The 25,234-nt window shown below is 35.9% G+C and carries 27 protein-coding genes and 1 tRNA gene; 26 read left to right on the top strand and 2 right to left on the bottom strand.

Features of this window, described 5'->3' with window-relative positions:
* Nucleotides 1-81: 81 nt before the first annotated feature.
* The gene (locus tag J0M37_08905; protein ID MBN8585202.1) at nt 82-1,209 is read left to right on the top strand and encodes an ABC transporter permease; all 1,128 of its coding nucleotides are present in this window, start codon (nt 82-84) and stop codon (nt 1,207-1,209) included.
* A gap of 47 nt (nt 1,210-1,256) precedes the next feature.
* Here J0M37_08905 and J0M37_08900 read toward each other — a convergent pair whose 3' ends face one another.
* Nucleotides 1,257-1,772, bottom strand: a complete 516-nt coding sequence (locus tag J0M37_08900; protein MBN8585201.1) for a hypothetical protein — start codon at nt 1,770-1,772, stop codon at nt 1,257-1,259.
* Between the two features lie 76 nt (nt 1,773-1,848).
* Between J0M37_08900 and J0M37_08895 the strand changes: the two genes are divergently transcribed.
* The 8 genes from J0M37_08895 (at nt 1,849) to J0M37_08860 (ending at nt 5,995) form a co-directional block, all read left to right on the top strand.
* Nucleotides 1,849-2,988 (top strand): ABC transporter permease, encoded by a 1,140-nt coding sequence (locus J0M37_08895; protein ID MBN8585200.1) that lies wholly within the window; start codon nt 1,849-1,851, stop codon nt 2,986-2,988.
* A gap of 219 nt (nt 2,989-3,207) precedes the next feature.
* The gene (locus J0M37_08890) at nt 3,208-3,624 is read left to right on the top strand and encodes a hypothetical protein (protein MBN8585199.1); all 417 of its coding nucleotides are present in this window, start codon (nt 3,208-3,210) and stop codon (nt 3,622-3,624) included.
* Between the two features lie 119 nt (nt 3,625-3,743).
* Nucleotides 3,744-4,133 carry a hypothetical protein gene (locus J0M37_08885; GenBank protein ID MBN8585198.1) on the top strand — a complete coding sequence of 130 codons (390 nt, stop codon included), beginning with the start codon at nt 3,744-3,746 and terminating at the stop codon, nt 4,131-4,133.
* Between the two features lie 68 nt (nt 4,134-4,201).
* A complete protein-coding gene (locus J0M37_08880; protein ID MBN8585197.1) occupies nt 4,202-4,540 on the top strand; it encodes a hypothetical protein in 339 nt (112 codons plus the stop codon).
* A 92-nt stretch (nt 4,541-4,632) separates the two neighbouring features.
* Nucleotides 4,633-4,974 carry a DUF2752 domain-containing protein gene (locus tag J0M37_08875; protein MBN8585196.1) on the top strand — a complete coding sequence of 114 codons (342 nt, stop codon included), beginning with the start codon at nt 4,633-4,635 and terminating at the stop codon, nt 4,972-4,974.
* Nucleotides 4,967-5,224 carry a hypothetical protein gene (locus J0M37_08870; protein MBN8585195.1) on the top strand — a complete coding sequence of 86 codons (258 nt, stop codon included), beginning with the start codon at nt 4,967-4,969 and terminating at the stop codon, nt 5,222-5,224. Before J0M37_08875 ends, J0M37_08870 begins: the two co-directional genes overlap by 8 nt.
* 18 nt (nt 5,225-5,242) lie before the next feature.
* Entirely contained in the window at nt 5,243-5,614 is a 372-nt protein-coding gene (locus tag J0M37_08865) for a hypothetical protein (protein ID MBN8585194.1), read from the top strand.
* A gap of 12 nt (nt 5,615-5,626) precedes the next feature.
* Nucleotides 5,627-5,995 carry a hypothetical protein gene (locus J0M37_08860; GenBank protein ID MBN8585193.1) on the top strand — a complete coding sequence of 123 codons (369 nt, stop codon included), beginning with the start codon at nt 5,627-5,629 and terminating at the stop codon, nt 5,993-5,995.
* 211 nt (nt 5,996-6,206) lie between these two features.
* On the opposite strand, the gene J0M37_08855 is transcribed toward J0M37_08860, so the two are convergent.
* Nucleotides 6,207-7,598, bottom strand: a complete 1,392-nt coding sequence (locus tag J0M37_08855; protein MBN8585192.1) for a POT family MFS transporter — start codon at nt 7,596-7,598, stop codon at nt 6,207-6,209.
* 200 nt (nt 7,599-7,798) lie between these two features.
* On the opposite strand from J0M37_08855, the gene J0M37_08850 reads away from it, so the two are divergent.
* The 17 genes from J0M37_08850 (at nt 7,799) to J0M37_08770 (ending at nt 25,231) form a co-directional block, all read left to right on the top strand.
* Entirely contained in the window at nt 7,799-8,128 is a 330-nt protein-coding gene (locus tag J0M37_08850; protein MBN8585191.1) for a winged helix-turn-helix transcriptional regulator, read from the top strand.
* Nucleotides 8,125-8,655 (top strand): hypothetical protein, encoded by a 531-nt coding sequence (locus tag J0M37_08845; GenBank protein MBN8585190.1) that lies wholly within the window; start codon nt 8,125-8,127, stop codon nt 8,653-8,655. Before J0M37_08850 ends, J0M37_08845 begins: the two co-directional genes overlap by 4 nt.
* A gap of 148 nt (nt 8,656-8,803) precedes the next feature.
* Nucleotides 8,804-12,364, top strand: a complete 3,561-nt coding sequence (gene dnaE / locus J0M37_08840; GenBank protein ID MBN8585189.1) for a DNA polymerase III subunit alpha — start codon at nt 8,804-8,806, stop codon at nt 12,362-12,364.
* Between the two features lie 42 nt (nt 12,365-12,406).
* The gene (gene trxA / locus J0M37_08835; protein ID MBN8585188.1) at nt 12,407-12,736 is read left to right on the top strand and encodes a thioredoxin; all 330 of its coding nucleotides are present in this window, start codon (nt 12,407-12,409) and stop codon (nt 12,734-12,736) included.
* A gap of 97 nt (nt 12,737-12,833) precedes the next feature.
* Nucleotides 12,834-13,598: a hypothetical protein gene (locus J0M37_08830; GenBank protein MBN8585187.1), complete on the top strand. Its 765-nt coding sequence runs from the start codon at nt 12,834-12,836 to the stop codon at nt 13,596-13,598.
* The gene (locus tag J0M37_08825) at nt 13,595-14,215 is read left to right on the top strand and encodes a hypothetical protein (GenBank protein MBN8585186.1); all 621 of its coding nucleotides are present in this window, start codon (nt 13,595-13,597) and stop codon (nt 14,213-14,215) included. Before J0M37_08830 ends, J0M37_08825 begins: the two co-directional genes overlap by 4 nt.
* A gap of 7 nt (nt 14,216-14,222) precedes the next feature.
* A complete protein-coding gene (locus J0M37_08820; protein ID MBN8585185.1) occupies nt 14,223-14,705 on the top strand; it encodes a hypothetical protein in 483 nt (160 codons plus the stop codon).
* Nucleotides 14,702-15,010: a hypothetical protein gene (locus tag J0M37_08815; protein ID MBN8585184.1), complete on the top strand. Its 309-nt coding sequence runs from the start codon at nt 14,702-14,704 to the stop codon at nt 15,008-15,010. The genes J0M37_08820 and J0M37_08815 overlap by 4 nt, the downstream gene beginning before the upstream one ends.
* Nucleotides 15,011-15,173: 163 nt before the next feature.
* Nucleotides 15,174-15,422, top strand: a complete 249-nt coding sequence (locus tag J0M37_08810; protein MBN8585183.1) for a hypothetical protein — start codon at nt 15,174-15,176, stop codon at nt 15,420-15,422.
* A 26-nt stretch (nt 15,423-15,448) separates the two neighbouring features.
* Nucleotides 15,449-15,532, top strand: a tRNA-Leu gene (locus J0M37_08805).
* Nucleotides 15,533-15,569: 37 nt separating this feature from the next.
* Complete coding sequence (locus tag J0M37_08800; protein MBN8585182.1) at nt 15,570-17,036, top strand: hypothetical protein; 1,467 nt, start codon at nt 15,570-15,572, stop codon at nt 17,034-17,036.
* A 98-nt stretch (nt 17,037-17,134) separates the two neighbouring features.
* Nucleotides 17,135-18,979 (top strand): glutamine--fructose-6-phosphate transaminase (isomerizing), encoded by a 1,845-nt coding sequence (gene glmS / locus J0M37_08795; GenBank protein ID MBN8585181.1) that lies wholly within the window; start codon nt 17,135-17,137, stop codon nt 18,977-18,979.
* A gap of 179 nt (nt 18,980-19,158) precedes the next feature.
* Nucleotides 19,159-19,851: a hypothetical protein gene (locus J0M37_08790; protein ID MBN8585180.1), complete on the top strand. Its 693-nt coding sequence runs from the start codon at nt 19,159-19,161 to the stop codon at nt 19,849-19,851.
* A gap of 8 nt (nt 19,852-19,859) precedes the next feature.
* Nucleotides 19,860-22,619, top strand: a complete 2,760-nt coding sequence (locus tag J0M37_08785; GenBank protein ID MBN8585179.1) for a T9SS type A sorting domain-containing protein — start codon at nt 19,860-19,862, stop codon at nt 22,617-22,619.
* Complete coding sequence (locus J0M37_08780) at nt 22,616-23,959, top strand: T9SS type A sorting domain-containing protein (protein MBN8585178.1); 1,344 nt, start codon at nt 22,616-22,618, stop codon at nt 23,957-23,959. The genes J0M37_08785 and J0M37_08780 overlap by 4 nt, the downstream gene beginning before the upstream one ends.
* Before the next feature lie 5 nt (nt 23,960-23,964).
* A complete protein-coding gene (locus J0M37_08775) occupies nt 23,965-24,522 on the top strand; it encodes a hypothetical protein (GenBank protein ID MBN8585177.1) in 558 nt (185 codons plus the stop codon).
* A 208-nt stretch (nt 24,523-24,730) separates the two neighbouring features.
* Nucleotides 24,731-25,231 (top strand): DUF4920 domain-containing protein, encoded by a 501-nt coding sequence (locus J0M37_08770; protein ID MBN8585176.1) that lies wholly within the window; start codon nt 24,731-24,733, stop codon nt 25,229-25,231.
* Nucleotides 25,232-25,234 lie beyond the last annotated feature (3 nt).

Raw genomic sequence — 25,234 nt, 5'->3', positions numbered from 1 at the left:
GATTGCTTCGTTGCGCTCGCAAAATTTACAGTCAACATAGTTACTGAATTGATCATTGTTCATTACTAATTGATAATTGAAATGTTAAACAGAATATACGCACTGGTAAAAAAGGAATTCAGGCAGATAAAGCGTGACGGAAGAACGCTCTCGCTGATCTTTATATTCCCCGTATTTCTGCTTATGCTGTTTGGCTATGCCTTATCTCTTGATGTTAAAAATGTAAAAATTGCAGTTAAGAACAATGATAATTCAGAAGAAACCCGCGATTTTATTGCAATGCTTGAAAGCTCGAGTTACTTCAATGTAGTTGGATATATCCGTTCAGAACATGAAATAAACAGCTGGCTTGATGAAAAAAAGGCTCAGTGTGTTGTTGTATTCCCTGCTAATTTCACAGAAGATATGCGTTCAGGCAGGAATGTGCAGATACAGTTTTTAGTGGATGGGGTTGACGGCAATACTGCAACTGTTATAATGAATTACGTAACATCAGCAACACGGTTTTACAATAACAGGCTTACCCAGGAGTATCTTCAGCGTACCGGGATAAAAACTTTTACGCCAATTGACCCGCAGCCATTATTCTGGTATAACCCAGATCTTAACACGACTAAATTCCTTATACCCGGGCTGTTTTGTATGATACTCATTACAACCGGTGTGATCTTAACGACTCTTTCTATTGTTCGTGAAAAAGAGCTTGGTTCAATGGAGCAACTAAGGGTATCACCCATGAGCTCCATAGAACTGATACTAGGAAAAACCATACCCTATACAGTTGTAGCATTATTTGTTGCTTTCCTTACATTATTCATAAGCAATTTAGCCTTCGGACTCGAAATAAAAGGAAACTACCTGATTTTATTTTTCACAACAATTATTTTTCTGATCGCAACACTTAGCCTTGGAATTTTTATATCTTCAATAGCAGATTCCCAACAGGTAGCATTCCAGATAGCATCGGTAGCAACAATGCTGCCAACATTTATTTTATCGGGATTTATTTTCCCTATAGAAAGCATGCCATGGCCTGTCCAGGTATTAACAAATGTTACACCGGCGAAGTTTTATATTATTATTCTGCGTGCTATTATTTTAAAGGGTGTTGGCATTGAAGCTTTCTGGAAGCAGATATTGAGTCTGCTTGCCTTCGCGGTATTTTTCACGGGAATTGCAGCACTGAAGATGAGGAAAGCGAACGGGTGAACAATTGGCAATGAACAATGAGTAATGTGCAATGAAAAAATATGCAATTAATCGGCAAATAATTGAAATCCTGTAGACAAGAATACAGCATCAAATCTACCAAATGGATAGCGAATGCTGGAGACCCACGCAATAATTTTATTGAACGGATATAGGTGCCTGAATGAGAGAAAAAATGACGCGCCTCCTCCTGTTTTATTCCAGGCAGCAAAAACTGCACCATGAAGATAAAACTTGTTCTTTTTAATATTGAATATTTTATAGTTTAAACCTGCTGAAACATAGGCTGCAGAATTTTTATCTTTAATTTGCCCAAAAATTCCGCCTTCAAATTTCAGGAAAATATTTCGCTTTGATAAATTGATATCAAAGAAGCCAAGCAAAGCAGGGTTAACCAGTTTATCATTACTATTAAAATTGAAAATTGCGCCTGCTTCGGAGCCAAGTCGGAAGGGAATACTGGATAAGTTTTTGTAATTGTTGTTTTCCTGTTCCTGTGATAAAAGGGAAAAATCCAGAAAAATAAAAAAGAATAAAACAATTAAACAATTGAATAATCGCATATTATTAAGAGCTATTTACTACAAATATAATAAATATACTTCGTTTTCAAATGATATTTATCTTATAGTTTAAATAATGAACCTCATCTTAAATTTCATAAAAAAGGAATTCCTGCAGTTCAAACGTGATAAGCGAATGTTCGCAGTGATACTTATTGCTCCTGTTGTTCAGCTGATATTTTTAGGATATGCGGCTACTCTTGATGTTAAAGATGTTAAAACTGTTGTCTGGGACCAGGACAGAAGTGAAACAAGCAGGGAATTCCTTGAAAAGTATGAGAAGTCAGGTTACTTCACTTTACAGTATAATGTCACAAGCTATAATGAAATTTCAAACCTGATAGATAACGGTGAAGTTGTTATGGCTATGATAATTCCCCCTGATTTTGAAAAGGATGTTTTAAGCGGAAGGACAACTAAGCTTCAGACAATTTTTGACGGCTCTGACGGCAACAAGGCATTGATAGCTGCCGGGTATTCACAGGGTATTACAATAAGCTTCGGCTCGAATATAATTAATGAATTAATTGAACGCTCCGGCAGGAAGAACCTGCCTGCGATGAAGATTCCCGTTATTGAAGCTGAAACTCGGGCTTGGTATAACCCGGATCTCATAACCAGAAATTATATGCTGCCGGGTATTGTTGGTTTGCTGATAATGGTCGTTACCATTAATTTAACATCGCTTGCTATAGTTAAAGAAAGAGAGATAGGCACATTTGAGCAGCTGATTGTTACGCCGCTTAAAGCATACCAGATAATTATCGGTAAGCTTGTCCCCTTTTCAATACTCGGTTTTGTTTCAATAACAATTGTAATGACTGTAATGCGTTTCTGGTTCGGTATAGAAGTTAAAGGCAGCGTGCCGCTGCTGTATTTTTCAGCGTTGTTATTTATGCTCTCAACTCTCGGCCTTGGGCTGTTCGTATCAACAATATCCAAGACACAGCAGCAGGCAACCATGACTTCCTTTTTCGGAGTTATGATGCCTATGATTTATTTAAGCGGGTTTTCATTCCCGATTGAAAACATGCCGGCCTGGGTCCAGTATATTACTTATCTTATACCACTGAGATATTTCATAACAATTGTCCGCGGTATTATATTAAAAGGTGTTGGTTTTGATGAGCTTTATGACCAGTTCCTGGCATTATTCATTTTCGGAATTGTTATTCTTGCACTAAGCTCCTTAAGGTTCAATAAAAAACTCGAATAGAATCACAATTTCAGATTACAAAAATCAACTATCAAATAATCGTGTTTTAAAACGCTAATAAACAGAAATATTGACACTCTGAGACATAGCTTGTCATTTGAGCTTTGAAATTTGGCATTTTTTCAAACAATTCCTTTATTATTTCTGAAAAATAACTGAAATTTAATTGTAAAATACTTGCATTTTTTAATAAATGCATATATATTTGAGTAAATTCCAATGAAAAAGCCACTAAAAATAACAAGTATAGCTTGTCTGCTGATTATATTAGTTGCCGGTGTAGTATATGCCGCAACTGAACTGCAGTATTTTACGGGTAAGAATGAATCAGATTCAATTCTTTTAGAATGGAAAACAGGCACAGAGGATAACCTGAACCGTTTTGAAATTGAAAGAAGTGCATCTGAGCCAAACAACTACATGAATATTGGCAGTATCACAGCAATTGGAAGTAATTCATATTATTATTTCAGAGATAATACTTCCGTACAGAATTCATCAGTTCCTGTTTATTATTACAGGCTGAAGATAGTAGATAATAACGGCAATTATGTATATTCGCAGACAATAACCGTTACTCATGTTATTTCCAGTGTACGTGATACCTGGGGCAGCATAAAAGCTATCTTCAGATAGCATACGGTTTTTAAACAGCACTATACACAATTACCATACTTCCCTTCCGGATTTAATTTTAGGTTATACAGTTCACTAAAATTTCAAATTTCAATTAATAATTAACCTAAAGGAGAGTCATGACTGACAATACATCAACAAGACCGGCAGTAGCTTCAATTACACAGGCAGAAATTGAAGACGGAAAAATGATGGCGATACTTGCTTACATTTTTTTTCTTGTTCCGCTACTTGCAGCAAGAGATAAAAAATTCGCGATGTATCATACAGAGCAGGCTATTGCTTTATGGATAGCATTCATTCTTATATATATTGTAATTACTGTTTTAACGATAGTGGTAAACCAGATAAGCAGCACATTAGGCTGTGTGATATCTATACTTGGAATATTACCCTGGCTGGCATATTTAGTTCTATGGATAATGGGATTAATGAATGCAATTGGCGGAAAGATCAAAGAGCTTCCGTTAATTGGTGCCTGGGGCGCAAAACTTAACTTGGTAAAATAAATCATCATTTTTTATATAAATAAAGAAATAATTAATTCACAGGCTTAAAAAACGAGGAGAATATTTTAATGGCAGAATCAACAAGACAGGTTAACTTTACACAGGAAGATGTAAACAACGGAAAAACGATGGCAATAATTGCCTATCTTATTTTCTTCATTCCGTTACTTATGGACGATATGAAGAGAAATAACTTTGTAATGTATCATACAGAGCAGTCAATTGTGCTGCTTATAGTTAATATATTAGCCGGTATAATAGGCACTATTACCTGCGGTATCGGTTTCATTTTATATATTCCATGGATAGTTTTCCTGATCATGGGTATGATGAATGCCTCAAAAGGTGAATGCAAACCGCTTCCGATGATAGGTCAGTTCGGCGAAAAATTCAACCTCGTCAAATAATTTAAGGTTTTAAATATATTATTTTTCAGAGCGCATTCATAATAGGATGCGCTTTTTTTTTACACTAATCGGTCTTAAACGGCAGATCTAATATGATTAACGCGTTAAAAGTGGTGTGGATTTTTTACAGCTTGCTTATAACTGTGATGCTAGTAATTTTTACCGCAACAAATGATGAATTGCTGATCAACAAAACTCCTTTATGCCAAAGCATTTCTGAAAATAACACTGAATGTATAGCCTGCGGGATGACGCGCGGTATAAACGCAGCAGCAAAAGGCAGGCTATATGATTCAATGCAGTACAATAACTTCTCGATTTACATTTATGCTGTTTTCCTTTTAAACACGGTATTATTTTCTATATACGTTTTCAAAAAATTAAATATAAATTTTAATATTTTTCCAAAATTAAACGAAACAAAATATGACTAAAGCAGGTTTAATTATAGGAATTATTGTAATAATAGCAATGGTTATTGGCTTTATTCCATGCCTGGGATGGACATTCTGGGTAACTTTGCCGGTTGCTATAGTTGGATTGATCTTAAGCCTGATAGGGCTTCTGCAGGATGATGTTTATGCAAGGCAGAACAGGCACCTTGCGGGAATAGGGCTTGCTCTTAACCTGATAACACTTGTATTCGGATTTTTCAGGTGGGCAGCAGGAGGTTTTATATTATAAGTAATTTAAACATTCTAAATGAACAATAACGATCAGTTAAATTTATTACGCATTTTCTTTTTAATTTCAGGTATTCTGAATATTGGTTATGCACTGGGGTGGTCAGGCTATACTTTGATAGGCGGACTTGTTTCCTGCGGTCTTGGCTGTATTTTAGGTGCTATACCGGTTTTCAACATAATAGCCTGCATTATGGATTTTATTTCATATACACGCCTAAGCAGAATGGACAGAAGCGGGACTTACAGCACTCTTCAGTTCACTTCAGTATTTGATATAATAACTATACTGACAGGAAATATATTCAGCATGATCGCAGGTATAATCGGGCTGATATTCATCAATAATGAAGAAATAAAAGAGTTTATGAAAAATAAAGGGATCTATTAAGAAAGAATAAATTTGAACAATAAACAATTAGGCTCAATAAAAGTTCTGTTTTTAGTTTCAGGAATACTTAACCTTTTAACAGCAGTTTCATGGATGTTATTAACCGTTCTTGGGACTATAACCACAATAATTTTGGGATGCGGAGGATTTTTAGTAACAATTATTGTAACTGCAGCCTGCATTTTTGATTTTATCAATTATAACCGGTTAAGTAAGATAAACAGAACTGGAGCTTTCAGATCAATTAAAATAGCCGCATGGCTTGATATAGGTGTAATATTCTCATTAAATATTACTAGCGTAGTATTTGGAATAATTATACTGAACAAATTAAGTAATCCGGAAACAATACAGGAATTAAAAGAAAAAGGGATATATTAGTTGAAAAAATTTTTTAAGCAACAATAAATAACCCCGAAGCTTTTTTAACTTCGGGGTTATTTTGTTGTTTGGGGATATTAATAATTTATCAAATCTTCAGTAATTTTACCCCCTCCTGCTCCCCCTTTTAGGGGGAGAGTCATACTGCCGGGGAATTGGCACACTTACAGTTTTTTTTATTTTTTATTCGAATCATTTTTGATACAGTTTGCTATTTGTTATCCACACCATCCATATCTATTACACCATCAGCGGCGAGCGGTTTAGGCTTTTCGTCGCGGTTCTGGATATAACTTTCTTCCTTATATCTTGAAGCTATTAACATAAAAATTATTGCGGTAATGAACATTAAGCCGGCAAAGAACCAGAAATAGACAGGTGTTCCTATAGTAATGATATCCTGAAGGTGGGATGTTACCTGTGCAGTGATAAAGTTACCAAGAGCAACAGATAGCAGCCACAGTCCCATGATAAATGATTTCATACTATTTGGAGCCTGGGTGTATGAAAATTCAAGCCCGGTAATTGAAACCATCACTTCTGCTGCCGTTAGAATGAGGTAAGCGAAGAACTGCCATAAAATACTTGGTGTTGCACCGCCGATTATCTGCATCTGGGCAACAGCAAGCAGCGCGAATGAAAATCCGGCAATGAACATACCTATGATTATTTTCTTTAATGCTGTAAGCTTGAAAAACTTATTGAGGAACGGATACAAAACTGATGTGAACAGCGGAATGAATATCATAATTAGCAAAGGATTAATAGCCTGTATCTGCGAAGCAAGAAGCTCAAACCTAACAAAACCCAGGTTCACGAATTTATCCATCTGTTCAGCCTGCAGAACCCAGCTGGAACCGGTCTGATCGAACAAAGACCAGAATACCGCTATAAACACATACATTATTGAAAGGTTAATTATAGCTTTTTTACCCTGTTTTGAAAGCAGGTCGCCTTTGTACTGCTTCCACCCTACCGGCGGGACCGCAACAAACACTTTTCTTCCCATAAAGAATACTATGGTAGCAACAAGCATCAGGAAACCCGGTACACCGAAAGCAAGATGCGGGCCGTATTTATCGAGAAGCACAGGCGTAAGCAGGGAAGATGCTGCTGCACCGAGATTTACTGAAAAATAAAAATATCCGAATATTTTTTCTATGAGATGTTTGTTTGCTTTTGTGAACTGGTCACCCACATGCGCTGAAACGCAGGGTTTGATACCGCCTGAGCCCATTGCTATCAGCGTTAACCCAATCGAAAGACCGAGCCTTGTATCATCAACTGCGAGGGCAACATGTCCGAGTACGTATACAATTGAAAGGGTCATAATGGTCTTATACTTTCCCCATAATACATCAGAAAGAATTGCACCCAGGATCGGGAAGAAATAATTTGCCATAGAAAAATAGTGGTACCACGTAGTAGCGTCGGCATCGGTCATAGGGTCAACAGCCCCGGAGCGGTTCATGATATACTGGGTCATAAAAACAACCAGTATGGTTTTCATTCCATAATAGCTGAATCGCTCGGCAAGCTCATTACCTATAATATAGGGAATGCCTTTAGGCATTTTGTTTGAAACTGCAGTATCAGTGTTCATATATTATCTTTTCTTGTTAAGTAATATCCTGCAATTAAGCAATTGTAAACTATAGTTTCAATGATAATTATAAGAAAACAGGCAAAATCCATTGATTTATGATTATAAATATATTATAAATATGTTGATATTTTAATTATAAAATTATATATTTGAACTAATATTTAGGTCATATATATTAAATAATAGGTCAACTAAAAATGACAGGAAATCTGATCACTCCGAAAACAAAAGAATTAATACTGATTTATCTTACAGGAAGAAACGAAGGATATGCAAGGGAGATAGCAAAATATTACAATATGAGTTTAAGTCCGGTACAAAACCAGCTGGAGCTTCTTGAAAGCTCAGGAATAATTTATGGCAAGAGTGCAGGTAAAACTATTATATACAGATTCAACCAACGATATCCGTATTACAAAGAATTAATAAAATTCCTTGAAAAAGTTCTTTTATTTCTTCCGGAAAATGAAAAAGAGAAGCTATTGATGACCAGAAAAAGACCGAGAAGAAAAGGAAAGCCAATTTGAAAAAGATCGCAAATATGAATATTGCAGAACTGGCAGCCTATGTTTGTACTCATCTGAACAATTCAGGCATTAAATGCATTTTAACAGGGGGAGCCTGTGTTTCTGTTTATACAGATAATAAATTTGAATCATTTGATCTGGATTTTATTGATTGTACTTATTCTTCAAGAAAGAAAATTTCAGAGATACTGGAAAAGATCGGCTTTATTCAAAATAACAGGTATTTTATAAACAAAGAAACAAAATATTATATAGAATTTCCAGCAGGACCGCTTTCTATCGGTTCTGAGCCGGTAATTGAAAATAATGAGTTAGAACTGCCAACAGGTAAATTATATTTATTAACGCCAACAGATTCAATAAAAGACCGTTTAGCAGCATATTATTTTTGGGAAGATAAACAAGCGCTGGAGCAGGCAGTTATACTTTCTAAATCACACAATATTAATCTAAAAGAAGTTGAAAGATGGTCAAAAGCAGAAGGTCAAACAGAAAAATTTAAAATTATAAAAAAATTGTTCCGGTAATATCATAATTTAACAGTTGTTGCAGTATGTTTAACCAATTAGTTTTCAATAAAACCCTAATTTTATTTTTCGTATATTTGTAACTTATCAATAATAATTACGGATTTTCTGAACAGGGATACCCGCATTCAAGGGTTTATTATAAACATTGGCTAAGTTCATACATTTACATAACCATTCGCATTACTCATTATTAGATGCAATTTGCACTATTGAAGGGCTTGTGGGTGCAGCAAAGGAGCACAACATGCCTGCGCTTGCGCTTACAGATCACGGGGTTATGTACGGGGCTATGGAGTTCTACAACAAAGCCAAAAAAGCAGGTATAAAGCCTATAATTGGCTGTGAAGTATATATAGTAACAAAGGGTTCAAGGTTCCAAAAAGGAAAAGCCGAAGATAATGCCGATACAATGCTTGGCAAGGATAAATCAGGCAAAACTATCGGAAAGCTTTCAAACCGTAAATCCAATTATGACCATTTAGTACTTTTAGCAAAGGATTTTAAAGGTTACCGGAACCTTGTAAAGCTTTGTTCAATAGGCCACACCGAAGGATTTTATTATAAGCCAAGGATAGATTCAGATATTTTACGGCAATACAGCGAAGGTTTGGTATGCCTTTCAGCCTGCGCAGGCGGAGTAGTATCATCGCACATTGCGCGGGGTGACCTTGATGAAGCTAAAGAAGCTGCAATAATATATAAGGATATTTTTGGAAGCGAGGATTTTTACCTCGAGATGCAGAATCACGGGATGGAAATTGAAGCGAAGATCCGCAAACATGTGCCGGCACTTGCCAAAGAGCTCGGCTTAAAAACTATAGCAACAAACGATATTCATTACATCAAATACGAACATCATATACCGCATAATTTATACCTTTATATAAGTACGGATCTTTCCAAAGATAAAGAAGGCAAAAATCTTGAAACTGATCTAAGATACGAAACCGACCAGGTTTATTTTAAGTCAGCCGAAGAGATGTGCAAAATATTCAAGGATTTTCCCGAAGCGATACAATCAACTCTTGAAGTTGCAGATAAATGCAATCTTGAACTGCCACGCGGAGTGTACCATATGCCTGACTTCCCTATTCCGAAGGAATCAGGAGCAAAAACACTAGATGAATACTTCAGGCAGCTATCACATGAAGGATTAAAGCAAAAAGTAAAAAATGTAACTCAAACAGAAATTGAAAGGCTTGATCTTGAGCTTGATGTAATAACATCAATGAAATTTTCAGGTTACTTCCTGATAGTAGCTGATTTTGTAAACCATGCAAAACGAAGCGGTATTTATGTGGGACCAGGCAGAGGTTCTGCAGCAGGTTCACTGGTTTGTTATGCGCTTGGTATTACAAATGTAAACCCGCTTGAATACAACCTTCTGTTTGAAAGGTTTCTGAATCCTGAGCGTGTTTCAATGCCTGATATTGACATTGATTTCCAGGATGATAAGCGTGATGAGGTGATTGAGTACTCCAGGCAGAAATACGGCGCGAATTCAGTTTCACAGATAGTAACATTCAACAAGCTTAAAACAAAAGCTGTGCTTAAGGATGTTGGCAGAGTGCTTAACTATCCGTTTGATACTATTAACGAAGTAACAAAACATGTGCCTTCGGTATTTGGTAAGATAAAATCTCTTACTGATTGTTATAATGAAATACCCGATTTTAAGCAGTATTTTGACCAGGCAAAGGAACGTAAAAAGCTTCTTGATTACTCTGTAGTTCTCGAAAATCTGAATAAGAACGTTAGCATGCATGCATCTGGTGTTGTGATCGCGCCATCGGATATTTCAGATTATGTCCCAATTGCAAAAGCACCGCAGTCAGAAAACCAGTATATGACCCAGTATGATATGAAAATGCTGGAAGATGCGGGCCTGATCAAGATGGACTTCCTGGGTCTTAAGGAGTTAAAAATTCTTCAGCAGGCAGTTGATCTAATCGAAGAGCGGCATAAGATAAAGATAGATCTCGATACGCTCCCGTTAGATGATGCAAAGACATACGAATTATTTGCCAACGGGCATACAATTGGTATATTCCAGTTTTCCAAGCCTAAGATGAGAGAATACTTAGCGAAGCTGAAACCGAAAAATATAAATGACCTTGCGGCTATGAACGCGCTGTACAGACCGGGTCCGATGGACCTTATCCCTGAATTCATAGACCGAAAACACGGCAGAAAGGATGTTACTTATCTCCACGCAGATATGGAGCAGGTGCTTAAGGAAACTTACGGGGTAATAGTTTACCAGGAGCAGGTTATGCAGCTAGTGAGGGTGATTGCCGGTTACTCGCTTGCAAAAGCGGATCTTGTAAGACGCGCTATGGGCAAAAAAGATGAGAAACTGATGAAGGAGCAGGAAGAGGAATTCATTAAAGGCGCGGCTGAAAAAGGATACAATAAAAAAGTAGCCAAGGAAATTTTTAAGTTAATTCTTAAATTCGCTGATTACGGCTTTAATAAATCGCACAGTGTGGCATATTCAGTGCTGGCATATTATACAGCATATTTAAAAACACACTACCCTCTTGAGTTCATGACAGCGCAGCTTAACTGCCGTTATGAAGATATGGATGAAATGGTTCTGCTTATTAATGAATGCAAGAGGATGAAAATATCTTTAAGCCTGCCTGATATTAATGCATGTTATAAAGCATTTACTATAAATCCGGATATTGAAAACCAGATATTGTTCGGTTTAACCGCCATTAAAAATGTTGGTAAAACCGCTGTTGATAATATAATTAAAGAACGCATAGAACACGGTAAATTCGAAAGCTTTGTAGATTTTGCATCAAGGGTCGACCCCCGTGTAGTGAACAAAAAAACCCTGGAATCACTTATTTATGCCGGGGCTTTTGACTGCTTTGATAAAGTGCGCAAGAAGTTCTATGATAATTACGAAGCTGCAATGCACCGGTACAGCGTTAAGAAAACTGAAGCTAAGGGCCAATCAAACCTGTTTGATACTGGCAAAAAAGCAGCAGGTATTAAGGATGTAATATTCAGTAAGCTCAGCGCAGATTACAGGGACTGGTCTGACCGTGAAAAGCTTTCGCTTGAAAAATCAGTGCTTGGCTTATATGTAAGCGCCCACCCGTTAAGTGATTATGAAAACGAGATTAGCAGGATGAATCCGTTCAAATTCAGCGACGTGGCAGATGTTGACAGCGAAGAAATAGATTTCAAACAGCTTCAGCGTGTCAGGATGTGCGGCATTATCACTGATATGAAGGTAAAGATGAGCAAAAAGGGCAACCGCTTCGCGGTGTTTACACTTGAAGATTTTACCGGCCAGGGCGAGTGTGTGGTATTCCCGAAAACTTATGAGCAATACAGGGAAATTCTGATTGATGATTCAATAGTAACCCTTATCGGCAAGGCTGAGGAGAACGGAAATACGATAAAGCTGATAGTTGATGAAATTAAGCCGCTTACAAAATCAGCGGAAGGCTCAAAACAGCCTGATAAAATCCTGATAAAGATTGATTCCAACAGCTTTGATGCTGCCAAGCTTTTCCAGCTGAAAACAATTTTCGGAACAGCTGAGGAAGGGTCAATTGTTGAAATTCACCTCAAAAACGGGCATAAAGAGAGTCAAATGGAACTCGAAAATGTAAAAATACATTATGATAAATACACTGAAAAAGTTTTAACAGAGATTTTCGGTAAAGATAATATTATATTGCAGTAACAGAAAATTTTATATACAAATTCATATCGCAAAGGAGAGAAAATGCATCCAATTGAATTCACAGACGCTAATTTTGACCAGGAAGTTATAAAATCAGATGTACCGGTATTGGTAGATTTCTGGGCTGTATGGTGCGGACCCTGCAAAATGATAGCGCCTTTTGTAGAAGAGCTTGCTGGCGAATACCAGGGCAAAGCAAAAGTTGGCAAAGTAGATGTTGATAACAACCCGAACATTTCAACAACATACGGAATAAGAAGTATCCCGACAATTTTAATTTTCAGGGACGGAAAAATTGTTGACCAGATAATAGGCGCTGTACCCAAACAGGCACTTGCACAGAAATTAGATGCGCAGCTTCAGCCTGCATAACATAGATATTTAAAGGATTTTTATTAAAAGACAGGTTTAAACCTGTCTTTTTTATTTATTCAATTTTTTTATATATTTTTAAGTAATTTTACGGCAAATGAACAGTGAAATTACAATTTTAAATATTTTGCTTCTGCTGTTGGCGTTGCTTATCATAACTGCAGGGATTGCGAAAACTAAATCCACGCCTGCTATCAGAAAATATTTTATTTATATTTTTTCAATTACGGCAGTTATTTCATTTATAATATTACAGTTCTTAGCTTATTCATATTTAATTAAATTTAATTTTTATTATGGCATAAATTCTGCGCTTCTAATCCTGGTTCTATCAGCAATAATCATCTCCCCATTTACATTCCGTTTAATAAATACCGCTAAACTTCTGTTTAATACTTCGGGAACACAAAAACCTGTTACAGCAGTACTTTCCGCAGAAAAGCCTGCTGCCGGAATAATTTCAGCAGCAGTAAAAGAAACCAAAACAATTGAAACCAAAGTAATTGCGCCAGAAATAATTAAACAAGAAGTAATTGAACCCCAAGTCATTGAACCCGAAGTAATTGAACCCGAAGTAATCGAACCCGAAGTAATTGAACCTGAGGTCATTGAGATTGTTGAGATATTACCGGATCCAATAAAAGCTGAAACTGTGAAACCAGTCGAAAGTGAAATTACAGACATTAATATTAATGAAAAATTGCCGCTACAAAAAAAGAATGACGAAGAGCATAAAGAGGTACCGGTTAAAAAGCAGGCTGTAAAACATAAATCCACAAAAAAACGAACACCTGTACAGAAGACAGTTCCTAAAAAAACAGGGAACACACAACAGAAAAAGAAATCAGGCAGGGAAAAATGATATATTTAAGCAGGTACATTTTTATTTTTTTCATGATATTGCTCTGTACTGCATTTAGCTGTAATTCAGGGAACAGCAGTTCTAAGGTAGTAAAAAACAGCGGAGAGAATTTTAATGTGTATTTCCCGGTTTCAGATGCCAATAAATGGGTCTATATCAATGAGGCTCCCCGTGAAGAAACTGTAATTTATACGGTACAGGTTAAAGATGTGAAGAAAGTCGAAGATGGTATCCGGTTCAAAGTCACTTCATTCCCCTTCCTTACACAATCAAACGAAGAGCGGACATTAAAGATATATAATAATGGGGAGGTTGAAATAAATGATTACATGGGGGCATCCGGTATAATTTTCCCGAAAGCAGATGATATGAAAAAAGGATATAAGTGGAGCTTTGGGATTTTTACTGGCTATGTGAACAGCGAAAGTGAATCAGCCGTGACAGAAGCAGGGACTTATGAAGATTGCGTATATATTTCAATTACAGATGGTTTTACATTTTCTTACGAAATGTGGTTCAAAAAAGATGCCGGTATAGTTAAATGGGGCGCGAACCGTACAAATCCCCCGCAATTAACACGTACATATTATGTGCTTAAGGAAATTGAACTGAAATAAGTATAACTTGAAAGAATTTTTATTTTACATATCCGGCGCTATTGCAATTTCATCTTCACTGATGATGGCATTTTCATATTCAGTAAAAAATTCAATGAAATACTTAGCTTATTTTACTACCGGTACAGCAGGCTTAATCCTCATTCTTAATTCACAGCTATATTCAGCCCTTCTGATACTGGTTTTACTGCTCCTTTTCAGCGCAGCTAATTTATTGAGCGATAAGCTAAGCAAATATACAGAGAACATTGAAGAACCTCAGACCCGCCTGAATTTGATATCAATAGTAATGTTAAGCGCCTTTACTGCAGTACTTGCAGGAGCAGGCGGCACTGCAAAGTGGAAAATTTTCGAAATTGATTACAGCGTAAATACATACGGACTTATTTTCACAAAATATATGCCTGCGCTGCTTGTTATTGCTCTGTTAACATCAGTAATTTTCAGTTCTGCTGTAAGCTTAAAAAGCGGCGAAGGGGCAAATGAATGATCTCTGAAGGAATAAATTTTTACATATTTATAAGCGCAATTGTTTTTGCTGCCGGTTTGTATGTTATATTAAGCTCTAAAAATTCAGTAAGGATATTAGCCGGAATATTACTTCTGTTCTCCGCCTCATTGATAAACATAGCGGTAATTTCGGGAGCCGGTTTTTTCAATCCCGAAGGACAAATTATATTATATTTAATTTCCGGCACATGTATTTTGAATATTTCAGCAGGTGTTATCTTATGTGTTACACACTATAAAAATTATTTATCAAATAATATAACTCCTTCAAAAATTATTGAATGACCTTTTTTTAAATACTACCTGGTTCACTGTTACATCAATAATTATATATTTGGTATTAATTATTTATTCATTATATCGTATATCGACTCGATTCAAGAATTTTGTATCAGGTATCACCGAAAAATTACTAAAACAGACAAATATTGAAAAAGTAAATAAACTTTTGCAGGATTATTTAATTAAACCTCTAAAAGGATTTTCCAGGAGCATAACAGGTTATTTAGGAAATACAGGAAGCTCAATTTCCGGTACTGAAGGAATATTTACTAAAAAGATAAAACCATTTATCACCGAGCCAGTAAATATTACAGCCCTTGTTTTAAGAAAACTATACAATGAAAGTATAGCGGCAGTAATTGGAGTTAGCGCAGGTATTATTGTGGTATTTTATATCATTTTAACTATTTTCTAAAATTATTATTATTGTAGTCTTTAACTGCCGCCATGGCGGAATTGGTAGACGCGCTAGACTCAAAATCTAGTAATGGCAACATTGTAACGGTTCGAGTCCGTTTGGCGGTACAACGTAACTTAAGGAAATTGAAATCTAAAAAAATAATTGAACCAGGAAACAGTTAATATTTTATTCAATTTTCTTCCTGAAATAACTATTTCCCTTACTGTAATTATATTAAACATACTTAGCTCCGCTAACATACCCAACGGTAAAATTATCACCGGCAAAATTTCATATTATTTATTTTCAGCATCAGTTCTTGCAACCGCATTCTTCAGCTGTATCCAGGCATATTTTGCCCCGCAATTTCTTTTCAGCGGAGCTTTTTCAGCAGATCATTTTTCATACGGCACACGGGTCATAATGACTCTCTCAATGTCTGCTGCAGTTTTGGTATTTTTCAGCACAAGAAGCAGTATCAATGAGCTAAGCCTCACTGGTGTTTCACTCACAGGGGCACTGCTAAGTGTAAGCGCTTCAAATGTTTTTATATTATTTATTACAATGCAGGTCATGGTTATACCGCTACTTCTAATATTAAGGTATAAAATAAAACCTGCAGTAAAATATTATATCTTCAATGCAATCTTTGCAGCATTAATGCTTTATGGTGCAACATTGCTGTACGGTACAGCTGGTACGGGAGATTATTCAAAAATAGCAAAATTCATTTCAGCAAATCCATATAATGCAATAGTTTTTCTCATAGGCTTCATTATGTATTTATCCGGCATACTTTATAATTCACTGCTTGTACCATTAAATTTAAATTTTGCTTTATTCAGTAATTTAATTAAAAAAGAACACCTGGTACAGTTTATTATCATAGCTGTATTGGCTTCGCTGTTTGCTGCTGCTAGATTTATATACACTGTTCTCCACGATAGCAGCACATTTTTAACGGGTAATGAAGGTCCGGTATTTTTACCGGGTATAAACTGGCAATTAATGCTTTCTTTAATAGCGGCTTTTTCAATCCTGGCCGGTAACTTTATTATACTGTGGCAGTATGACCTTAAAAAAATTGTTACATATATTACAATTTCTACCTCGGGATATTTACTCCTGGGATTAATTTCAGCAACACATGAAGGCTTCGGAGCATTTTTATTCAACGCAATACTTTTTGCAGTAAATACACTTGGCTTAACTATTTGCCTGAAGCTGTTAAAGGATAAATACAATATTATTCTGGTTAAAGATCTGAAAAGCCGGGGAAAGACCGATAAACTATTATTTTCAGTATTTATATTTTTCATGCTTTCTTCAGCCGGATTTCCGCTAACAGGCGGTTTTACCGGTAAACTAATGTTATATTTTTCACTCTCCAATACACCCTATTTATGGCTTACCTTAGTAGGAATACTTTCAAGTGCGGTATTTTTATTTGTAATTTTCAGGTTTATTATGATTATTTTCCGCGGTGAAATACCTGAAAATAAACAAAATACTGAAACGATATCACTGGGTATATTGTTAATTCTATTATTTACTGCCATATTACAGGGAATTTACTTTTCCCCTATATTGAATTGGGCAAATTATTGTTCAAATTTATTAGGGAATTAATAATATAGTAACGTATAAGTGGTATTGTTTACATACACCTTTTATACTATGTTTACTTGAAAATTAATTCATTTTTTAACATTTAAACTAAAAAATTAATGTGTGGTATTGTTGCATATTTAGGTAATAAACAGGCACTTCCGATAATTTTAAGCGGATTAAAGAAGCTTGAATACAGGGGGTATGATTCCGCCGGTGTTGCGTTGATGTTCGATAATGAAATAGCAGTACGCAAAACAGCCGGTAAAGTAACTGATCTTGAAAATCTTTTAAGCTCAAACGGGTATGATCATACTGCCAATATTGGTTTTGGGCATACAAGATGGGCAACACATGGTGAACCTAATAACCGCAACGCACACCCGATATTTGATGAAGGCAACGAAATTGTTGTGATACATAACGGTATCATAGAAAATTACAGTGTACTTAAGACCAGGCTTGAACGTGAAGGCTACCAGTTCATGACCGATACAGATACTGAGTGCCTTGTACATTTAATACGCTCACATTACAAAAATGTAATGGATTTTGAAAAAGCAGTTCAGCTTACACTTGCGGAAGTTGACGGTACATACGGAATGTGCGTACTTTCAAAGTTTGAAACTGATAAGATCATCGCGGCAAGAAAAGGCTCTCCCCTTGTACTGGGCGTTGGTGATGATGAGTTCATAATCGCATCAGATGCAGCAGCAATTGTTCCGCATACACGCCAGGTATTGTATTTAATGGATGGCGAAATGGTTATTGTTAACCGTGATAAGTTCGTTATTAAAACCATTCACGATGAAACCATTGAACGCGAGCTTGAAGAAATTACATTTGATCTTGAAGAGATAGAAAAAGGCGGCTACGATCACTTTATGCTAAAGGAGATCAACGAGCAGCCTGATTCAATAACAAACACAATGCGCGGAAGGATAATAAAGGATAACGGTCTTGTTAAGCTTGGCGGTTTAATGAACGTTACCGATAAATTAAAATTCGCGCCCAGAATAATTATTTCAGCCTGCGGAACGGCATGGCATGCCGGTCTTGTTGGCGAATACATGATAGAACAGATGTGCAAGATACCCGTCGAGGTTGAATATGCGTCAGAGTTCCGTTACCGCAATCCCGTAATTTACCCGAACGATATAATGTTCGTTATCAGCCAGAGCGGTGAAACCGCTGATACACTGGCTGCGCTTAAGGAAGCTAAATCAAGGGGCGCAGATGTATACGGTATTGTAAATGTTGTTGGCAGCACTATTGCCAGGGAAACCCATGCAGGAGTTTACACTCACGCCGGACCCGAAATAGGTGTGGCATCAACAAAGGCGTTTACTTCACAGCTTACAGGACTTGCGTTAATTTCATTAATGATAGCGCAGTACAGGAATTCACTGCCTGCTCATGAAATTAAAGAAATTACAGATGAGCTTTTGAGGATACCTGAGAAGATAAAAGAAATATTGGCTTTAAACGATAAGATACTTGAAATTGCCAAAGTGTTTAAGTTCTGCCAGCACATGCTGTATCTTGGCAGGGGTTATAACTTCCCCGTAGCGCTTGAAGGCGCGCTAAAGCTGAAGGAAATTTCGTACATTCACGCTGAAGGTTACCCGGCAGCGGAGATGAAACACGGTCCGATCGCATTGATTGACCAGAACATGCCGGTAATAGTAATTGCGCCCAAGGATTCGACCTACGAAAAAGTAATTTCAAATATCCGCGAAGTAAAAGCGAGAAAAGGCGTTGTGATAACTATCACTGATTTCGATTCAGACGGGCATATTGATGAATATTCCGATTACGTAATAAGGATACCGCATACGCTTGAAATGCTTTCTCCGATACTTACAACCATACCGCTTCAGCTTCTTGCATATCATTTGGCTGTGCTAAGAGGCTGTAATGTTGACCAGCCGAGAAATCTGGCTAAGAGCGTAACAGTGGAATAAGGCACACCCCACCCTGCCCTCCCCAAAGGAGAGGGTTTAAGAATTGTATAGTTGCTTCAAAGCCGCCTCAATTGGGGCGGCTTTTTTTATGGAAAATTTTTAATTAAGGGATTGACAAAACAGGAATACTATATTATTTTTGTATAATTAATTCAGGCGCAATGTTAACATTGTAGAAAATGAGCCTTAAAGCCTTAAAATATTTTATAGTATTACTGCTTGCCATTTGTACCTTAGATGACTCTCAATCTCTTTGTCAAAATTATACCCCCAAAGAAGATATACTTGCAAAAAACTTTAGGACTAGCACACTAAATTTTAAAATGAGTAATACCTCTTCTTCTGTAAAAACCAGCAAACAAATTTATTCAAAATGTAATTCGAACCCTACACTAAAAAATAATTATCATCTTAGTGATTCCACTTTGCTTCCAGATAAAAATCCAAAATATTATACATTATTTTCTTTGTACGCAGGCGCATCGACATATAGGTTTTTAAATCTCTATTTTTTTGAAGCAAATATTTTTTATTCCATAAACGAAAAATTATATTTAAAAAACGGGATCACAATTTTCCGGGAGATAAAAAGGGACCCGTATCAGACTAACCCTGCTGGCACATTATTTCATCTAAATGTTTTCTTGTATAGGTTGTGGCAATTAAATAACAATATAATTTTTTTTACTGGTGGAGGGATAAAGATTAATCCTATTTCGTTATTGCCTTGTATTGAATTAAAAATTGATTTTAAAATTATAAAAGGACTATACCTCGGTTTAAATTGGTATCAAACGTTAGTATATCCTAAAAAATCTTCTAATTATATAATTTATCCAATGACTTCAATAATTCTGTCCATTAAACTTTAAATACTATTATGAAAAAAATATTTATCTTATTTATATTTTTACAATTTACATTTATTTACTCATATGATGATGATGATCATATGTACTTGACTATAGAAGCCTATAATTTACTAAAAAATCAAGGTCACTATTTTCCTGAATTAGGTTACAGGATAGGTGACTTAAACGATTTTGGAGATTACAAATGGCAAGTTGGGAAAATTACAACTGGGGCATTTAGAGAAGACCAAGAAGATGTGGTTTTTCATTATACAAAACCCTGGTGGATGATAGGACCTGAATTCCCTGATATTTGGAATACAAATAGTCATTTTTGGAATGCCGATCTGGGCGAAGATTATAAGACAGAATTGATACATTCTGGCTTAGGAAGTGGTCATTCTGATTTTTGGGAGAATGCATGGAAAAAGATGCGATATTACAGAGATGGAAATTGGACTGATGAAGACAATAATACATCATGGATTGTTCTAAATGCTGAAACAGGCTTTTACAGATATATGTATTATAATGGTTTGGTTAATTTATATGTCACTGGAAATATTTGGTGTGAAAGTTTCACTAATCACGCAGGCCAAACTCAAATGATAAGAGAATATCGAACTTTGAACTGGGATGATAGAAATAAACTAGTTTGGGAAATACTTGGTAGAATGTGCCATTTATTACAAGATCAAACCGTACCTGCACATGCACATGGAGACATACATGCTTATTCACCATGGTTAGCAGGTGGAGAGCCTGATGCATTAGAAAATTGGGTTTCTACTTATAGAAGCGAAATAAATAGAAATAATGCAGGAAATTTTATAGATCCATTTTATAATGTAAATGATCCAGTTAAATTTTTATTTTATACGGGAAATCAATTAGCGGACCATTTTCCAAGTGATTGGAGAAACAATGGAGCTCCTCCACCCCAGTGGATAGGTGATAATTCATTACCATTAGGTACAAATTATTTGTTAATGCAATATTACTCTCAAATGGGAGATCCCCCTAACACTGTAATTCCATCGGCAATTATGCAAATTAATTTAAAATATGCAATTAGAGCGACTGCAGGATTATTATATTGGTTTGCAATTTCAACGGGGTTACAACATTGTATTAATCCACCGTTATTATTAAGTTTTAGTTTTGACAAACCAATGCAAAGAGTATATGCAAGAGAAACTGGCACTTTGACAGCGAATATTTCTAATGCTAATGCTTATTTATGGCAATATTATAAATGCGGTAGTACTGCAAATGGTTGTGGTAATTACTCGCCTTTACCTACTGGTTTACAAATTATTAGTAACGGCAATAAACAAATAATTAAAGTTTTTGATAATTACGTTAATGAATCTTGTAACACAAACCCTCCATCTAATTGTAATCAAGAGGGATATTTAAGATTTACTTTTAGAGTTACTGCCTTAAATAATCCTTGTTGGTCAACAGATTTTCTTTACCAGACGGCGATTATGCCAGTAGCTGGGATAAGACCCCCACCAAGTGGAAGTGGAGGATGTCCATATTTATACGTTTGGAATAATGACTCGACTTACCATTTGACAGATAACAATTTATTGCATCGCTCAGAATTTAATGAATTTGCAAACATAGATATCACCGATAAATATAAATTACAGATACATCCTAATTTGAATGATGGAAAATATTCGATACAAATTGGAGAATACGAAAATGATCATGACTATATTGATATGGTAAAATTATTTGCTGTAGACCATCCCTTAGGTACGAAAATTGCAATAACTGAGCACAACGATATTGTAATGTATGATACTACCATCGTACAAGGACCCGATGACGCAAACAGAAACGGAGCAAATATAACAGCCAATATTCAATATTATTATCAAGGTAAACTGATCGTATCGGGAAACTCCGGAGATAATATTTACGCGCACTATGATTCATCGGCACAATCAAATGCCGCAGGTAAATTCAAAAAGAAATATAAAAGCATCTTGAATAGTATTATCCCTGATAGCATGGCTTTAATAGGAAATCTTGATAGAGAGCCCATCGGTCCAAAAGGCATAGGAGGAGTTGCTTATATTTTTATAGACCCGAATAATCATATTGATAGACAATTTGCGATGAGAGAAAATATATCAGAAGTTGTAATACCGTTCTCAAATTTAAATGATGCAGTTGATCATATAGAAATTAATTGGCAAAATGATTATTCAGTTTCATATTTCGCAGTAGTTCCTATAGCATACAGCGGCTTTACAGTTACTGAGCTAAATATGTACGATGCTTTACACTCAATCGACAATGCAGATATTCTTAGCGCATTGTTATCAAAGGATAATAGTTACACAGAACTTGATTCTGCTGATTATATAACAATACGGTTTGATTCACTATCTATACCACAAAACGATTGGGTAAGAGATTTTGTAATAGAAACTAATGGAAGATATTCGGTCGGTACTGGTTACGCTAATTTGAGACATATAAAGAGTAACATTCAAAATCATTCAGTATATAATTATGCTCTTTATACAAATTATCCCAATCCTTTCAATCCCAAAACATCGATTAGATATGATATAGGTGGTAATTCTTTTGTTAAAATTAGTGTTTATAATCTTTTAGGGCAACTGATAAATGTATTAGTAAATGAAAGTAAGGTAGCGGGTAATTATTCTGTCGATTTTGATGGATCAAATTTACCCAGTGGTTTATACATTTACAAAATTGAAGCCGGTGATTATATTGAATCAAAGAAAATGTTACTTATAAAATGAAGAAAACATTTATTATTATTGTGTTAATATTACTTTCAAAACCCGCTGCTTCGCAGTGGGTTTTGGATTATGATTTCAACAATATTCAAATTTCCGTCCGATCAATTTCGGTTGTGGATTCGAATTACATTTGGTTATCAACAATTGATTCGGGTCTGTACGGTAATTTGTATAAATTTGTAGAAGGGAATAGGTTTACCTTAAATCTTCCCTTCCAATTAAGACCTGGCGATATAATTGCTAAAGACACGAGCAAATTATTCCTGAATTCGACGATAGAAAACAGGTTATTTTATACTTCTAATTCAGGTTTAAATTGGTCAGTGAGTCTTGATTCAACTTATAATGGTTCAACAATAAATTTTGCCATATCAAATAATAACCCTAATTTCATTGCTGCAATTAGAACTCAATACCAGGATTCAGTTGAAAGCATATTTTACAGATCAACAAATGGAGGCTCAAGCTGGCAATCTCAAATATTGAACTTTACTATAGATAATGAAGCTTATTCTTTAGCAATAACAGACAACAATCATATTTACATCGGGATTAACTGCAATGTTAATTGCACAGATATGCGGTATATCTATTCTACAAACGGCGGTACAACATGGTATACAAGATCCTTTCCGTTAATTTCAAATAATCATGAAATAACTTCGCCTATTTTCAAAAAGGATAACATGTTTGGATTAACATTTTCTCCCGGCTTTAATTACTATATTTACTCAACTTCCAATGGTGGTAGCAACTGGTCTTCGCCAGCCTTGTACTTTACAGGCGGTACAACTTATGTTGAGAAGTTGATAAACATTGATAGTACACCTATTTGGATATGTGCAGCAAACAACAAGGTATTGAAGACAACCAATGACGGAGTAAACTGGAGTTTGATGGCTATTCCACTTGAAAGTGATGAACGCATAAACACAATGGACTTAGTAAAGCGCGGGAATAAATATTACGGATACATTGGCACTTTTAGAGGGCGGATCTTTAAGTTAACGGAATCTATTTTTCCAATCGGCATAACTCCTATTTCTACAGAAATACCTAAGTCATATTCACTGAGCCAGAATTATCCTAACCCGTTTAATCCGGTTACAAAGATAAGATTCAGCCTGCCTCACCAAGGTTATGTGAAGTTGAGTATTTTCGACGCTTTAGGCAAAGAGGTAAGTTCACTTGTGAATGAAAATCTGCAGGCTGGAGTATATGAAACAGATTTTGATGCATCAAACATACCAAGCGGTGTGTATTTTTACAGAATTGAAGCTGTAGACCCTTCGACTACGCTCAGGGTGACAGAAACCAGGAAAATGGTACTCTTAAAGTAAATAGTATGAATATAAAATTTGCCGGGTTATTTTATTTTATTCTCGCAGGTCTGTTTATTACTGTGTATTCACAGGAAAGTATAGTGAGTTTCAACAAGTCCGCTGAAATGAAGGGCAATAATTCGTTATCAGACCTCCCCTTTCAGGTTGGGCTGGAATTCGGTCCCGCCATACCTTTGAAGGAGAAGAAATATTTCTATCATGGCTGGTGGATCTACAGTCATATAAATCTGTATGATAAAAGAATATATCTCAGAGCAGCTTTCGGAAATTTAAAACTAAATAATGATCTCGGGGGAACAGCGCCTTATTTGCAGTTGGGTATAACTTTTTTACCTCTGAAAATTAAACAACACAGTTTAAGTGTAAATTTAGGACTATGCTTTTTTGCAGTAAACAAAAGAGCAGGAATTGTTTCAGTGTTTGTGGGTTTGAATTATTTGTACAGATTAAACAAGTATGTTTCGCTCTCAGCGGGAATTCAGATGCCGGCAATACGTGAAGCCCGATATGATGAATACTATCATAATCCGTTTGCAACGATAGGTGTGGTGTTTTTTTGAGATACAGCAGATTATACGTAAGTAAAAGTATTTTGTGTTTACAAGTGACCCCCTCCAGCTCCCACTTAATGGGGGAGTGTGATATGTGTGCCTTCCAGTTTTCCCTCTTTAAGGATGAGGATTAAGATGATGACATATTTTTACCATTCCAAAATCACAGTTTTCTCTGTATTTTTGCAGGTACATTTAAACTAACTCAATTTATACAATGAAATACATAAAATTTATATTACCAATTGTAATATTATTTATTACACTTTCTGTTAATGCACAGGATGATAACAAAAAGGAAGGCGAAAAAGTTGAAGCCAAAGAGCTTAGTGACGGCACTTTATACGGCGCAGATATAACCGCTGATGCCAGGATACTTTCAATTGCTGATATTTACGCTGATACTGCTGGATTTTCGGGGAAAACTGTTGTGTTAAAAGGTAATATGTCTGAACTGTGCCGTTCAGGCGGATGCTGGACAGTCTTGAGCGATGGTACAAACAATATCCGCGCTTTGACGCTGCATAAATTCATAATGCCGAAAGAAATGGATATTACCGGCAAGGTTGCAGTAGTTGAAGGCGTATTTTCAGTAAAGGAAATTACCGAAGACCAGGCAAAACATTTTGCTGAAGAAGCAGGTACTGACCCGAATTTAGTAGTGGGTCCGCAGAAGATGTACAGGATCTTAGCGACAGGGATAAAGATATTGAAATAAACG

It is taken from the genome of Ignavibacteria bacterium (assembly GCA_017303675.1).
In the GTDB taxonomy this organism is placed as follows: Bacteria; Bacteroidota; Ignavibacteria; order Tepidaquicellales; family OLB5; genus OLB5.
This window is presented reverse-complemented; position numbering and strand designations above follow the sequence as displayed.

Excerpts from the sequence above, each read along its gene's own strand:
- J0M37_08850 (MBN8585191.1), top strand. The coding sequence starts at position 7,799 with ATGACAGGAAATCTGATCACTCCGAAAACAAAAGAATTAATACTGATT.
- J0M37_08870 (MBN8585195.1), top strand. The coding sequence starts at position 4,967 with ATGACTAAAGCAGGTTTAATTATAGGAATTATTGTAATAATAGCAATG.
- J0M37_08885 (MBN8585198.1), top strand. The coding sequence starts at position 3,744 with ATGACTGACAATACATCAACAAGACCGGCAGTAGCTTCAATTACACAG.
- J0M37_08895 (MBN8585200.1), top strand. The coding sequence starts at position 1,849 with ATGAACCTCATCTTAAATTTCATAAAAAAGGAATTCCTGCAGTTCAAA.
- J0M37_08775 (MBN8585177.1), top strand. The coding sequence starts at position 23,965 with ATGAATATAAAATTTGCCGGGTTATTTTATTTTATTCTCGCAGGTCTG.
- J0M37_08830 (MBN8585187.1), top strand. The coding sequence starts at position 12,834 with ATGAACAGTGAAATTACAATTTTAAATATTTTGCTTCTGCTGTTGGCG.
- J0M37_08770 (MBN8585176.1), top strand. The coding sequence starts at position 24,731 with ATGAAATACATAAAATTTATATTACCAATTGTAATATTATTTATTACA.
- J0M37_08790 (MBN8585180.1), top strand. The coding sequence starts at position 19,159 with ATGAGCCTTAAAGCCTTAAAATATTTTATAGTATTACTGCTTGCCATT.
- J0M37_08905 (MBN8585202.1), top strand. The coding sequence starts at position 82 with ATGTTAAACAGAATATACGCACTGGTAAAAAAGGAATTCAGGCAGATA.
- J0M37_08855 (MBN8585192.1), bottom strand. The coding sequence starts at position 7,598 with ATGAACACTGATACTGCAGTTTCAAACAAAATGCCTAAAGGCATTCCC.
- glmS (MBN8585181.1), top strand. The coding sequence starts at position 17,135 with ATGTGTGGTATTGTTGCATATTTAGGTAATAAACAGGCACTTCCGATA.
- J0M37_08900 (MBN8585201.1), bottom strand. The coding sequence starts at position 1,772 with ATGCGATTATTCAATTGTTTAATTGTTTTATTCTTTTTTATTTTTCTG.
- J0M37_08780 (MBN8585178.1), top strand. The coding sequence starts at position 22,616 with ATGAAGAAAACATTTATTATTATTGTGTTAATATTACTTTCAAAACCC.
- J0M37_08875 (MBN8585196.1), top strand. The coding sequence starts at position 4,633 with ATGATTAACGCGTTAAAAGTGGTGTGGATTTTTTACAGCTTGCTTATA.
- trxA (MBN8585188.1), top strand. The coding sequence starts at position 12,407 with ATGCATCCAATTGAATTCACAGACGCTAATTTTGACCAGGAAGTTATA.
- J0M37_08825 (MBN8585186.1), top strand. The coding sequence starts at position 13,595 with ATGATATATTTAAGCAGGTACATTTTTATTTTTTTCATGATATTGCTC.
- J0M37_08890 (MBN8585199.1), top strand. The coding sequence starts at position 3,208 with ATGAAAAAGCCACTAAAAATAACAAGTATAGCTTGTCTGCTGATTATA.
- J0M37_08785 (MBN8585179.1), top strand. The coding sequence starts at position 19,860 with ATGAAAAAAATATTTATCTTATTTATATTTTTACAATTTACATTTATT.
- J0M37_08865 (MBN8585194.1), top strand. The coding sequence starts at position 5,243 with ATGAACAATAACGATCAGTTAAATTTATTACGCATTTTCTTTTTAATT.
- J0M37_08815 (MBN8585184.1), top strand. The coding sequence starts at position 14,702 with ATGATCTCTGAAGGAATAAATTTTTACATATTTATAAGCGCAATTGTT.
- J0M37_08880 (MBN8585197.1), top strand. The coding sequence starts at position 4,202 with ATGGCAGAATCAACAAGACAGGTTAACTTTACACAGGAAGATGTAAAC.